This is a genomic window from Micromonospora arida (genome assembly GCF_003857035.1).
In the GTDB taxonomy this organism is placed as follows: domain Bacteria; phylum Actinomycetota; class Actinomycetes; order Mycobacteriales; family Micromonosporaceae; genus Micromonospora; species Micromonospora arida.
This window is the reverse complement of sequence record NZ_QGSY01000226.1, coordinates 1-12,534: the sequence shown is the minus strand read 5'-3', so window position 1 is coordinate 12,534 and position 12,534 is coordinate 1. Positions and strand designations below refer to the sequence as shown.

Genomic DNA, 12,534 nt, shown 5'->3' with positions numbered 1-12,534 from the left:
GCCCAGCTCAGCCCGGGCAGCCGACGGTGGCGGCCAGTCGGGTGGCGTCCGGGCTGATCTCGGCCAGCACCGTGACGACACCGCTGCGGTACGCGTACACCGGGGGTTGGTCCAGCAGTGGGCCGTTACCGGCCAGCGGGGCGAGTGCGGCCGTCGAGGCCGGCGGGCCGGGACCGTTCGCGGACCATGCGGTACGGGCGAGCCCGCCGCCCGGGCAGGGCGCGGTGACCAGCTCCGAAGCGGCGTCGCCCGGCCGGTCGAGGGCCCGCAGCGCGGCGGTCAAGGCGGCGGTCTCCGGGTCGCCGGCGGTGGCCAGGGCCGGCGTGTATCCGGTGCCGACCGGCCGGCAACCGGTGTCGACGACCAGTCGCACCCGGCCGTCGACGGTCGGCCGGCCCTCGACGGCCACGAATTCTCCGGCGTCGGCGCGCAGCTCGGGGCCGTCCACGCCGGGCCCGACTCCGGCGCGCCAGCTCGCCGGCAGCCGCTCGGCGATGCCGGCCAGCACGGCCCGCTCGTCACCGGTGGCCGCGAGCACCCCTACCTCGCGCCGCAGCCTCGCCCCGTCGGCGAACGGGGTCACCCGGCAGCCGGACGCGACCCGCGCGGGGCCCAGTTCCAGCAGACCGGCCGCACCTGCCGCGCGGGCCAACTCGCCGACCGCCCGGTCGACCACCGGGCCGGCCTGATCGAGGGAGCGCTGTTCGCGCACGGTCGGCGGGTCGTTCCGCACCGATATCCAGGTGAGCCCGGCCAGCAGCACCGCCCAGGCCACGGTCACGGCCAGCAGCCAACGCCGCCGCGACCCGGCCGGTGTCGGCGCGGCAGGGCCGGCCGAAGAGGCCCAACCCGTCTGGACAGCACCGCTCACCCGGCCATGGTGTCACGGGCCCGCCGCCGGGCCGGCAGCGGATGCGGTCGGCCCGGCGGAGCGACTGCGGGTCAGTGGTCGTTCAGCCGGGGCGGCGGGTCGAGCCGGTAGCCGACGCCCCGCACGGTGTGCACCTGCGGTCCGCCCGGGAGGCCCCGCAGCCTGCGACGAAGCCGTTTGATGGTGGATTGCAGCGCTGCGGTGTCCGCGCCACCCAGCGCGGAGACGCAGAGCCGTTCGTAGCTCCACACCACCAGCGGCGGGCCGATGAGCAGGGTGAGCAACTCCCGTTCGGTGGGGGTCAGCGGAAGCACCTCGCCGCGCCAGGTGACCCGGTGTCCGGCCCGGTCGACGACCAGCTCACCCCACTTCACGAGGCCCCGCGCCTCGGTGAGCGGAAGGACTGTGGGACTGACCGGCGCCGGGCCCGTCGGCGACGACAACAGCTCGCGTAGCTCGGTCAGATCGGAACAGCTGTGCACCGGGGCGCGCCCGTCGAGTTGGCTCAGCACCCGCTCCCGCAGCGACATGTCCGTGCCCACGCAGAGGACGATGGGGACCGCTTCGTCGGACCCGCCGCTTTCATCCCTGAAATCCACCCGTAGATAGTGACGCATGCCGATGAATTTCGGCACCCGTCCCGGCGTGCCGGCGCGCTGCGAAGAAACGACCGGGGCCAGCCACCCCCGGGAGGGTGACCGGCCCCGGTCGATCAGAGCAGTGGGTCAGGCGACGGTGACGGCAACCTCGTTGACGCCTCGGCCGGCAGTGACAGCGGTGTCACCGTTGCCGTGCCGGGACAACGCCCGCAGCGTCCAGGAACCCGGCGCGGCGAAGAACCGGAACTGCCCGGCGGCTGAGGTGACCACCTCGGCGGTGAACTCACCGGTCGAGTCGAGCAGCCGGACGTACGCGCCCGGCACCGGCTCGGCCTCGGCGGAACGGACGATGCCGGTGATGACGGTTTCCTTCTCCAGGTCCAGGCTGGCCGGCAGCGGCGCGGCCTGGTCCGGTGCGGCGCAACCTGCGGCGGTGGGAAGAGTCATGATCAGGCCTCCCCGGGTTCGTCGCCGAGCGCGACCGGCACACCGACCAGCGAGCCGTACTCGGTCCAGGAGCCGTCGTAGTTCTTGACGTTGCGGTGACCCAGCAGCTCCTGGAGCACGAACCAGGTGTGCGACGAGCGCTCACCGATCCGGCAGTACGCGATGGTCTCCTTGCCGTCGTCGAGCCCCGCGTCGCCGTAGATCTTGCGCAGCTCGTCGTCGGACCGGAAGGTGCCGTCCTCGTTGGCCGCCTTGGACCACGGCACGCTGATCGCGGTGGGGATGTGGCCGGCCCGCTGCGCCTGCTCCTGCGGCAGGTGGGCGGGGGCGAGCAGGCGACCGGCGAACTCGTCGGGGCTGCGCACGTCGACCAGGTTCTTGGTGCCGATCGCGGCGACGACCTCGTCGCGGAAGGCCCGGATGGAGGTGTCCGGCTCCTCCGCGACGTACTGCGTCGCCGGGCGGGACACCGCGTCGGTGACGAGCGGGCGGGCGTCCAGCTCCCACTTCTTGCGGCCGCCGTCGAGCAGCTTCACGTCACGGTGGCCGTAGAGCTTGAAGTACCAGTAGGCGTACGCGGCGAACCAGTTGTTGTTGCCGCCGTACAGGATGACGGTGTCGTCGTTGCTGATGCCCCGCTCGGAGAGCAGCGCCTCGAACTGCGTCTTGTTGACGAAGTCCCGGCGAACCTGGTCCTGGAGGTCGGTCCTCCAGTCAATCTTGATGGCGCCGGCGATGTGGCCGGTCTCGTAGGCCGAGGTGTCCTCGTCGACCTCGACGAAGACGACGCCCGGGGCGTCGAGGTTCTTCTCGGCCCACTCGGCCGAAACGAGTGCGGTGTCGCGACTCATCGAATCACTCCCTGGTGAGGATGGATGGTGAGCCAACGCGCGCGAATCGATGGGTGTAACTGTCGCACCACGCGCGGGACCCAGCGGAAGGACGGGATCACGGGTTCGTGCGACGGCGCCGCTGCCGGGCGTTCGGTGGGATAACCGGAGGGTGCGAGAACCCTGTGCCGGTGGCCGCCGTCAGGCGGCCGGAGACAGCCCCGCCGTCAGATGACGGGGCGACACAGGCAGGTGGCCACGCGGCACAGGTCGACCGCGCGCCGTTTGGTGAGGTGGGTCCCCATGGCCAGGGAGCCTACCAGCCAGTGACCGTGCTGCCACTGGGCCGACCACCATCCGGGAATCGCCGGGATCGCCGAGGATGTCGGCGTCCCACCGCGCCTCCGGCGTCAGCCAGCGGAGTTGATCGGCACGTTCTTGGCGTCGGCGGTGACCGCCAGCCCCTCCGGCAGTGGACGGACCTCCCGGACCGCGAGCTGGAACGGCAACTCCGGCAGGGGAACGTCGATGGAAATGCTCTTGGCGAAGTTGTTCAACAGGCCGCGCGCCAGCGGCAGGTTCGGCAGACCCGCGGCGTCCAGGTCGTTGAACCGCAGGGCGACCGCGCCGTTGTCGGCGACGGTGACGTCGGCGGTGCCGCTGATCGTGATCTTCTGACCGAGGATGTCGGCCGGACCCGTGACGGCGAGCTTGCCGTTCTGCTCGCCGAGGGTGAGACCCGGGCGGTTCAGCAGCGCGGCCAGACTCTCGTAGCTGATCGTGCCGGCACCGTTGACGGTGTCCGCCACGACGTCACCCTGGCCGGTGCGCAGGGTGTCCAGCGAGGCCCGGACGTTGCGGGCGGTCACATCGAGCACCGGCAGCCGGACGGCGTCGCCCTCGACCGGGGCCTGCACGTCCCGCAGGTTGATGGTGATCCGCTTGTAACGGCCATCCAGCACCTGGGTGAGGAACGGCGTGCCGCCCACCTCCACATCGGGCTCGGCGGATTGCGCGCCCTGCTTGGTGATCTCCTGGCGGACCCGGTCTGCGATCATCCGCTCGGCGACCCCGACCGCGACCCGGTCGGCGACCACCAGCAACCCCGCCAGCAGCAGGAGCAGCACGAACAGCCCGATGAGCAGCTTGCGTCCACGCCGTCGGGGTCGCGCCTCGTTCACCGGATAGTCCTGCGCCACGCCGCCTCCTGTCTCCGCCCGTCGCGCCGCGACGGATCGTTCGTACCGACGCCGCGGGGCGGCGCACCCGTAGGTACCCGACCGACCCAGCGCTCAATCGTGACTCAGAGGAAGAGCATGCACATGGCGTACGCGGCGGGCGCCGCCAGGGCGAAACCGCCGAGCGGGCCCTGCATGTGCCGGGCCACCCACATCGTGGGCGGTTCGCCGGCCATCAACCGGCCTGCCTCCGCGTACCCCACGGCGAGGTCGGAGAGGACGGCGGTGACCGCCGCGACCAGGCCGATCACGGCGGCCCGGGTCGGCGTGAAGGGAGCCACCAGGTAGCTGCCGAGGAGGGCGCTGGTCAGCGTGCCGACCATCGCGCCGGCCACCACGCCGGCGGCGCCCCGGGGCACCTGCGGGGCGAGCCGGGGCCAGGGCAGGACGGCGTCGGTGAGTCGGGCGACGGTGAGCGCGACACCGCTCGCGGTCAGGCAGACGGTGATCGCCTGGGTGCCGGCCGGGATCCGGCTGAGCACGATCAGGGTGCCGAAGGCCACCACCCCCACCACGATGAGCAGCGTGGCGCCGAGGGAGTCGGTGACCCGGACCCGGTCGACCCGACGAACCAGCTGGCCGAGCACGGCGGCGAGGAACCCGCCGGCGGCCAGGTAGCCCAGTGGCGCCAGGCCGGCGACGTCGGTCTGCACCGCGGCGATGTCGGCCAGCGCCGCGACCACGGCGCTGATCCCGGCGACCACCAACAGCGCGGGCGGACGCATGGCCATCGTCCAGGCGAGCACGAACAGTAGTTGGACGCCGAAGATGATGAAGGCGAACGGCAGCCGGTGACCGGGGCCCGACGTCTGCGCGCCGAGCACCAGGCCGACACCGAGCAGCGCGGCGAAGCCGGCGATGGTCAGCGCCAGTTGACGGTGCACCGCGACCGGGGGGATGACCTCCTCTTCCGGCTCGTCGATCTCGTCTTCGGATCGGCGGGCCGGCTCGCCGGCGCGACGGGCACGGCGCGGCCCACCCCGTTCGCGGCGGTCGCCATCGGTGGTGGCCGGACCGGTACGCGGCGCGGGCGGTTGGCCGCGCGTCGCTGCGGCGGCCGGGCCCGGCTGGGGCCCAGCGGGCCACGATTCACGGCCGGCCTCGGGCGAGGTGGAGGGAAACACGACCCGATCGTGCCAGACCGACGGCCCGACGCGGTGGTCACGGGTTTCAGCGACGTTAAAATCCTTGCCACGATCAGGGGCAAGATAGACAAACGGGAAATGACCTGACGGCGCGGCCGAGGCGATCGGTTACGCTCATCGCGTTACCCGCCCGTCAGCGACGCCGGGACCACGCAATTTCTCAGCGCACTCCTTGATGAGTGCGACTGGTCGCGTGCGGCCTCGCGCCGCCGGGACGGAGGTGATCGTGGAGATCCTGCTGCTGGTGACCGCACGCGCAGGAGAACCGTCGGCTGTGCTGCCGGCGCTCGACCTGCTGCCGCACTCGGTCCGCACCGCGCCGCGTGATGTTCGCACACTGGTCGCGGGCCCCAGCCCGGACGCGGTGATGGTGGATGCCCGATCGGAGTTGAGCGAGGCCCGGGCGACCTGCCGGATGTTGCACGCCACCGGGCTCGGCGTGCCGTTGGTCGCGGTGGTGACCGAGGCCGGCCTGATCGCCCTCAACGCCGACTGGGGCGTCGACGACGTCATCCTCGCCTCGGCCGGCCCCGCCGAGGTCGAGGCACGGCTGCGGCTGGCGGTGGGCCGGCTCAGCAACGCGACCGCCGGCGCGGGCGGCTCGATCCGGGCCGGTGAGCTGACCATCGACCCGGACACCTACGCGGCCAAGCTGAAGGGCCGTCCGCTCGACCTCACCTACAAGGAGTTCGAGCTGTTGAAGTTCCTGGCCCAGCACCCGGGCCGGGTGTTCACCCGGGACCAACTCCTGCGCGAGGTCTGGGGCTACGACTACTTCGGCGGCACCCGCACGGTGGACGTGCACGTCCGGCGACTGCGCGCCAAGCTCGGCTCGGAGTACGAGTCGATGATCGGCACCGTCCGCCAGGTCGGCTACAAGTTCGTCGTCCCGCCGTCGCGGTCGCTTCCCGAGGCGGAGCACGCGCCCCTGCCGGTCTGATCCGGAGACCTCTCCGGGCGATTTCCCATATGCCCTTTTTGCGCAGCTTGGCGGATCTATTCTGACTGCCGGGTTTGTCGGAGAAAGGGGCGATGGTGCTCGCACTGAACACGGGGGCGACGGGCCGGCGTGACCGGCAAGCCAGGCGGAAGTCGTGACGCGGGGCAGCTCCACCGCGCGGGCCGCGGGGATCGTGACGCTGGTGGTGGCGGGGCTGCTCGGCTCCGCGTACGTGCTGGGCCGCAGCCTCGTCCCCGACCAGACGCCCCGGCAGTCCACTGGCGTCACCACGAGCGCCGACGGACCGCACTACGCCGACCAGCCCGGCGTTGGCGGGCCGGGCGGAACCCCGAGCGCCAGCGCAAGCGCGGCTGGGACCGGCCCAGCCGAGACCGGCCAGGACGGGTCCGGACGGGACGCCGGAGGCGACAACCTGTTCGGCGCGCACGCCACCACCGGCACCCCGCGGCTCGCGCTGACCTTCGACGACGGGCCGGACCCGCGCTACACGCCGCAGGTCCTCGCCGTCCTGCGCGAATACGACGTGCGCGCCACGTTCTGCGTGGTCGGCGAGAACGCGCAGAACCACCCCGAGCTGGTCCAGTCGATCGTGGACGCCGGGCACACCCTGTGCAACCACTCCTGGCACCACGACGTGGGCCTGGGCACCCGGTCGGCCGACGCGATCCGCTCCGACCTCCTGCGCACCAACGCGGCGATCCGGGCGGCGGTGCCGAACGCCCCGATCGTCTGGTACCGCCAGCCGGGCGGAGCCTGGACGTACCCGGTGGTGTCGGTGGCGCGGCAGCTCGGCATGACCCCACTGCACTGGTCGGTGGATCCGTCGGACTGGGAGCTACCCGGCGCCAGCAAGATCACCGCGACGGTGCTTGGCCAGGCCGAACCCGGCTCGGTGGTGCTGCTGCACGACGCCGGTGGGGACCGGCAGGGCACGGTCGACGCGCTGCGCCGGATCCTGCCCGACCTGACCGCCCGGTTCGAGCTGGAGGCCCTCCCCACCGACCCGACGTGAGCCGCGGCTTTACAGCGACGCTCCGGGGGTCACGACACGCAACGGATACGGTGGCGGGATGAGCAGCGCGGAGCCGACCAGCGACCAGGTGACCCGGAGCGACCAACTGGCGCCGGCGGAGATCGCCGACGTACTCGCCCTCGCCAGCGCCGCAGGTGACACGGACGGAGCGGACCCGCTCGACGAACACGTCCTGCTGCGGCTGCGCGACGCCGACGCCCCCGCCGTTCACCTGATCGCCCGCGCCGACGACGGCACCCTCACCGGGTACGCGCACCTGGACACCACCGACCCGGTCGGTGGGATCGGGGTCGAACTGGTGGTGCACCCCGCGTACCGGCGACGGGGCACCGGGCGGGCGCTCGCCCGGGGCGTACTCGCCTCGGCCACCGGGCCGCTGCGGGCGTGGGCGCACGGCGACCACCCCTCGGCCGCCGCGCTCGCCGTCGACCTCGGCTTCACCCGCGCCCGGGTGCTCTGGCAGTTGCGCCGGCCGTTGGCGGCCCCGCTGGGTGAGCCGCGCCTGCCCGACGGTGTCGCGCTACGCGCGTTCCGGCCCGGGGCGGACGACGCCGCCTGGTTGACCCTCAACGCACGGGCCTTCGCCGAGCACCCCGAACAGGGCCGGTGGACGTCGGACGACCTGCGGGTCCGCCTCGCCGAGCCGTGGTTCGACCCGGCGGGCTTCCTGCTCGCCGAGGAGACCGCGACCGGGCGACTGCTCGGATTCCACTGGACCAAGGTGCACGAGCGGCCGGGGTCGGCCCGGATCGGCGAGGTGTACGTCCTGGGGGTGGAGCCGACCGCGCACGGTGGCGGACTCGGCCGGGCCCTGACCACCGCCGGGTTGGCACACCTGCGGGACAAGCGTGGCCTCGACCGGGTGATGCTCTTCGTGGACGACTCGAACACCGGTGCCGTCGCGCTCTACGAGCGGCTGGGCTTCGCCCGCTGGTCCGCGCACATCAACTACCACCTGGGCTGACCGTCGGCCGTCGCTGCGACCGCGTCACCGACGGGTAACGGCCGAGCATCGGCGGGATAACGCCGAACCGGAAATATGGCCATACTTCCGACAGGTGTACCCGGGTTCACTTAACGGACAACTCACCCTCGGCAAGCGGTCACCTCAGGGGCCGTACGTGTTCACCTTGCGTTCACTTGCGACCGGCGAACCGGCCACCTGGCACTTCTAACTTTCGTGTCAGCCGGTCAGTGCCGGTCCTCGGGCCCCGGGATCGGGGCGCCAAGTCAGACGCGAAGGGAAACCCCTCAGGTGAAGCTCCAGCGGTACGGCACTATTGCCTGCCTCGCTCTTGCCGCGACGCTCGGCCTCAGTGCATGCGGCTCGGACAACAACGAGCCCGCCTCCGGCGCGAGTGCTTCGGGCTCGACCGCCGCGGTCGACTGCGCCACCGGCACGCTGAACGCCCAGGGCTCGTCGGCTCAGAAGAACGCCATGGCCGAGTGGATCAAGGCGTACCAGCAGAAGTGCCAGGGCACCACGATCAACTACGAGGCTTCCGGCTCGGGCGCCGGCATCCAGGCGTTCATCGCCGGGACCGCCGACTTCGCCGGTTCCGACTCCGCGCTCAAGCCGGAGGAGCAGCCGCAGGCGGACGCCAAGTGCGTCGGTGGCAAGGCCATCCACCTGCCGATGGTGATCGGCCCGGTGGCCGTCGCCTACAACGTCAGCGGCGTGGACAACCTCCAGCTCAAGCCGGCCACCCTGGCGAAGATCTTCGCCGGCAAGGTCACCAAGTGGGACGACGCCACGATCAAGGCCGACAACCCGGACGCCAAGCTCCCGGCGACCACGATCCAGACCGTGCACCGCTCGGACGAGTCGGGCACCACCGACAACTTCACCAAGTACCTCTCGAAGACCGCTGAGAGCGACTGGACCCTGGGCAACGCCAAGGCGTGGAAGGCCCCGGGCGGCACCGGCGCCAAGGGCTCGGACGGCGTGGCCAGCCGGGTCAAGGGCGCGGACGGCTCCATCGGCTACATGGAGTGGTCGTTCGCCGAGAACGCCGGTCTGAAGATGTCGAAGATCGGCAACGGCAACGGCGAGTTCGCCGCGCTGACCGCCGACGCGGCCGGCAAGACCATCGCCGGCGCTGCCATCGAGGGTCAGGGCGACGACCTCAAGCTGAAGATCGACTACAACACCAAGGAGGCCGGGGCCTACCCGATCGTCCTGGCGACGTACGAGATCGTCTGCAGCAAGGGCCTCGCGGCCGACAAGCTGAAGCTGGTCAAGGGCCTGCTGGGCCACGCCGCCAGCGCCGAGGGCCAGGCCTCTCTCACCGAGCTGGGCTACGCCCCGCTGCCGGAGACGGTCCGCACCAAGGTCGAGACCGCGGTCAAGAACCTCTCCTGACCCGATTCCACACCTCCGCAACCGAATCGAGCGAGCAGATGGGTGAAACCCCTCACCGCTCGGCCGACGCCGGCACCGGCGGGACGCGCGTGACCCAGAGTCACGAGTGGCCCGCCGGTGCCTCGGCGCGTGTGGCCGAGGCACCAGTCAGCACCCGTTCCCCGGGCGGCACCGGGCTGGGCGGCGGCGGCGCGCTGCCGCGCAGCCGTAAGTTCGGCGCCGAGCGGGCCTTCCGCGGTCTCACCCTGGCCGCCGGCACCGCCGTTCTGGTCATCATCGCCGCCATCGCGATCTTCCTGGTCGCCAAGGCGGTGCCGGCCCTACGCGCCAACACCGAGAACTTCTGGTCCTACGAGGGCTGGTCCCCCAACGAGACGGAGCCGAAGTTCGGCATCGGTGCGCTCGCCTTCGGCACCGTGCTCAGCTCGGCGCTCGCACTGCTCATCGCGGTGCCGGTGGCGCTCGGCATCGCGCTCTACCTCTCGCACTACGCGCCGCGCCGGCTGGGCACCGCGCTCGGCTTCCTGGTCGACCTGCTGGCCGCCGTACCGAGCGTGGTCTTCGGCCTCTGGGGACGGGACGTCTTCAGCAGCCCCGTCCGGGACTTCTCGGTCTGGCTGAACCAGCACTTCGGCTGGATCCCGCTCTTCGGCGGCGACGGCCCCTTCGGGGCGTCGGTCATGCTCGGCGCGCTGGTGCTCGCGATCATGGTGCTGCCGATCATCACCTCGCTCTCCCGCGAGGTGTTCCTCCAGACCCCCACCGCGAACGAGGAGGCCGCCCTCGCCCTGGGCGCTACCCGCTGGGAGATGCTCCGCACCGCGGTGCTGCCCTACGGCCGTCCCGGCATCATCGCCGCGATGATGCTCGGCCTCGGCCGGGCGCTCGGCGAGACCATCGCCCTGGCGCTGACCCTCGGCATCACCTTCGGCATCTCGTTCAACCTGATCCAGAACGGCGGCAACACCATCGCCGCCAACATCGCCAACGCGTTCGGCGAGGCGAACGAGACCGGCCGTGGCGCGCTCATCGCCTCCGGTCTGGTGCTGTTCGCCATCACGCTGATCGTCAACATCACGGCGCGGGCGATCATCTACCGCCGCCGGGAGTTCACGGAGTCGGCCGCATGACCACAACCGCCACCTCCCACCGCACCCGACCGCCGGCCCAACCCGACTCGCTGCGGGCCAAGCGGCTGCCCTGGTACGCCGCCCCGGCCATCGCCGTGGCGGCCCTGGCGCTCTCCGCCGTGCTCGTCTACGGCACCAGCATCGGCGGCCCGGTCCTCGTGATCGTCCTCGGTGCGATCCTCTACCTGGTCGGACTCTTCGCCGCCGCCAACGCGGTCGAGGGGCGCCGGTCGGCCCGCAACCGCACCTGGAGCGCGCTGATCCACTCCGCCTTCGTGCTGGCGGTACTGCCGCTCGTGTCGGTGGTCTGGACCCTGGTCAGCAAGGGCGCCGACCGACTGGACGTCAACTTCTTCCAAACCTCGATGAACAACATCGGGGCCCGGGACGCCAACGGCGGCGCGTACCACGCGATCGTCGGCACGCTGGAGCAGGTCGGCATCGCCACCCTGATCACCGTCCCGCTCGGCGTTCTCTGCGCGATCTACATCGTCGAGTACGGGCGCGGCAAGTTCGCCTTCGCGATCCGGTTCTTCGTGGACGTCATGACCGGCATTCCGTCGATCGTCTCCGGCCTCTTCGTGCTGGCGTTCTGGGTGCTGATCGTGTCGCCGTGGTTCAACGACGGTCGGCCCAGCTTCTCCGGCTTCGCCGCCGCGCTCGCGCTGAGCGTGCTCATGCTGCCCACCATCGTCCGGTCCACCGAGGAGATGCTCCGCCTCGTACCGGCGCCACTGCGCGAGGGCGCGTACGCGCTCGGCGTACCCAAGTGGAAGACCATCCTGCGGGTGGTGCTGCCGACGGCGCTGCCCGGCATCGTCACCGGCGTCATGCTCGCCATCGCCCGCGCGGCCGGTGAGACCGCGCCGGTGCTGCTGGTCGCCGGCGGTGGCGCCGCGATCAACACCAACCCCTTCGAGAACAACCAGTCGTCGCTGTCCCTCTTCGTCTACCAGCAGGCCGGCGACGCGTCGAAATACGCGCCGGCACGGGCGTGGACCGCGGCACTCACCCTGGTCGCCCTCGTGCTCATCCTGACGATCGCGGCGAAGCTGCTGGCCCGTCGCAACAGGCTCAGCCGATGAACCCCGGAGGTACCACCATGGCCAAGCGCGTCTCCGCCTCGAACGTCACCGCGTACTACGGCGGCTTCAAGGCAATCGAGAACATCAACCTGACAGTCGAGCCGAAGACGGTCACCGCCCTCATCGGGCCGTCCGGTTGCGGCAAGTCGACGTTCCTGCGGTCGATCAACCGGATGCACGAGGTGCTGCCGGGGGCCCGGGTCGAGGGCAGCCTGACCATCGACGACCAGGACATCTACGACCGCGACGTGGACGTCACAGCGGTCCGGCGCACCATCGGCATGGTCTTTCAGCGGCCGAACCCTTTCCCCACCATGAGCATCTTCGAGAACGTGGTGGCCGGGCTGAAGCTCAACGGGGTCCGCAAGAAGTCGATCCTGGAAGACGCGGCCGAGAAGGCCCTGCGCGCCGCGAACCTGTGGAGCGAGGTCAAGGACCGGTTGGGCAAGCCCGGCGCGGGCCTCTCCGGCGGTCAGCAGCAGCGGCTCTGCATCGCCCGGACCATCGCGGTCGAGCCACAGGTCGTCCTGATGGACGAGCCGTGCTCCGCCCTGGACCCGATCTCCACGCTGGCGATCGAGGACCTGATGTTCCAGCTGAAGGACAAGTTCACGATCATCATCGTGACGCACAACATGCAGCAGGCAGCGCGTGTCTCGGACCGGACCGCCTTCTTCTCGATCGAGAAGACCGGCGACCCGGGCCGGTTGATCGAGTACGACAACACCCAGAAGATCTTCAGCAACCCGAGCGTGAAGAAGACCGAGGACTACATCACCGGCCGCTTCGGCTGAGCCGCCCACGTCCGGCCAGCGGCGCCCCGCATCCCGGCG

Annotated in this window: 14 protein-coding genes; 7 read left to right on the top strand and 7 right to left on the bottom strand. The window is 71.3% G+C overall.

Annotated features, from left to right (window positions below):
- Window positions 1-7 precede the first annotated feature (7 nt).
- The 7 genes from DLJ58_RS22205 to DLJ58_RS22180 all read right to left on the bottom strand — a co-directional run bounded on the left by DLJ58_RS22205 (window position 8) and on the right by DLJ58_RS22180 (window position 5,109).
- Entirely contained in the window at window positions 8-871 is an 864-nt protein-coding gene (locus DLJ58_RS22205; RefSeq protein ID WP_124858926.1) for a hypothetical protein, read from the bottom strand.
- A gap of 71 nt (window positions 872-942) precedes the next feature.
- A complete protein-coding gene (locus DLJ58_RS22200; RefSeq protein WP_124858958.1) occupies window positions 943-1,401 on the bottom strand; it encodes a winged helix-turn-helix domain-containing protein in 459 nt (152 codons plus the stop codon).
- A gap of 195 nt (window positions 1,402-1,596) precedes the next feature.
- Window positions 1,597-1,917: a DUF1416 domain-containing protein gene (locus tag DLJ58_RS22195; protein WP_091402852.1), complete on the bottom strand. Its 321-nt coding sequence runs from the start codon at window positions 1,915-1,917 to the stop codon at window positions 1,597-1,599.
- Window positions 1,918-1,919: 2 nt separating this feature from the next.
- Window positions 1,920-2,768 (bottom strand): sulfurtransferase, encoded by an 849-nt coding sequence (locus DLJ58_RS22190; RefSeq protein WP_124858925.1) that lies wholly within the window; start codon window positions 2,766-2,768, stop codon window positions 1,920-1,922.
- Between the two features lie 206 nt (window positions 2,769-2,974).
- A complete protein-coding gene (locus DLJ58_RS35070) occupies window positions 2,975-3,052 on the bottom strand; it encodes an Ms5788A family Cys-rich leader peptide (RefSeq protein ID WP_310503780.1) in 78 nt (25 codons plus the stop codon).
- Between the two features lie 105 nt (window positions 3,053-3,157).
- Complete coding sequence (locus DLJ58_RS22185; RefSeq protein ID WP_124858924.1) at window positions 3,158-3,946, bottom strand: LmeA family phospholipid-binding protein; 789 nt, start codon at window positions 3,944-3,946, stop codon at window positions 3,158-3,160.
- 104 nt (window positions 3,947-4,050) lie between these two features.
- Window positions 4,051-5,109, bottom strand: coding sequence for a hypothetical protein (locus DLJ58_RS22180; protein ID WP_124858923.1), 1,059 nt, complete (start codon window positions 5,107-5,109; stop codon window positions 4,051-4,053).
- Between the two features lie 241 nt (window positions 5,110-5,350).
- Here DLJ58_RS22180 and DLJ58_RS22175 point away from each other — a divergent pair, with 241 nt between their 5' ends.
- The 7 genes from DLJ58_RS22175 to pstB all read left to right on the top strand — a co-directional run bounded on the left by DLJ58_RS22175 (window position 5,351) and on the right by pstB (window position 12,495).
- Window positions 5,351-6,070: a winged helix-turn-helix transcriptional regulator gene (locus DLJ58_RS22175; protein WP_181518701.1), complete on the top strand. Its 720-nt coding sequence runs from the start codon at window positions 5,351-5,353 to the stop codon at window positions 6,068-6,070.
- Between the two features lie 154 nt (window positions 6,071-6,224).
- On the top strand, window positions 6,225-7,103 hold the full coding sequence (locus tag DLJ58_RS22170) for a polysaccharide deacetylase family protein (protein WP_124858922.1): 879 nt from the start codon (window positions 6,225-6,227) through the stop codon (window positions 7,101-7,103).
- Between the two features lie 58 nt (window positions 7,104-7,161).
- On the top strand, window positions 7,162-8,088 hold the full coding sequence (gene mshD, locus DLJ58_RS22165) for a mycothiol synthase (protein WP_124858921.1): 927 nt from the start codon (window positions 7,162-7,164) through the stop codon (window positions 8,086-8,088).
- Between the two features lie 291 nt (window positions 8,089-8,379).
- Window positions 8,380-9,486, top strand: coding sequence for a phosphate ABC transporter substrate-binding protein PstS (gene pstS, locus DLJ58_RS22160; RefSeq protein ID WP_124858920.1), 1,107 nt, complete (start codon window positions 8,380-8,382; stop codon window positions 9,484-9,486).
- Window positions 9,487-9,524: 38 nt separating this feature from the next.
- A complete protein-coding gene (gene pstC / locus DLJ58_RS22155; protein WP_124858919.1) occupies window positions 9,525-10,616 on the top strand; it encodes a phosphate ABC transporter permease subunit PstC in 1,092 nt (363 codons plus the stop codon).
- A complete protein-coding gene (pstA, locus tag DLJ58_RS22150; protein WP_124858918.1) occupies window positions 10,613-11,701 on the top strand; it encodes a phosphate ABC transporter permease PstA in 1,089 nt (362 codons plus the stop codon). The genes pstC and pstA overlap by 4 nt, the downstream gene beginning before the upstream one ends.
- A 17-nt stretch (window positions 11,702-11,718) precedes the next feature.
- On the top strand, window positions 11,719-12,495 hold the full coding sequence (gene pstB / locus DLJ58_RS22145) for a phosphate ABC transporter ATP-binding protein PstB (protein ID WP_124858957.1): 777 nt from the start codon (window positions 11,719-11,721) through the stop codon (window positions 12,493-12,495).
- Window positions 12,496-12,534: the final 39 nt, after the last annotated feature.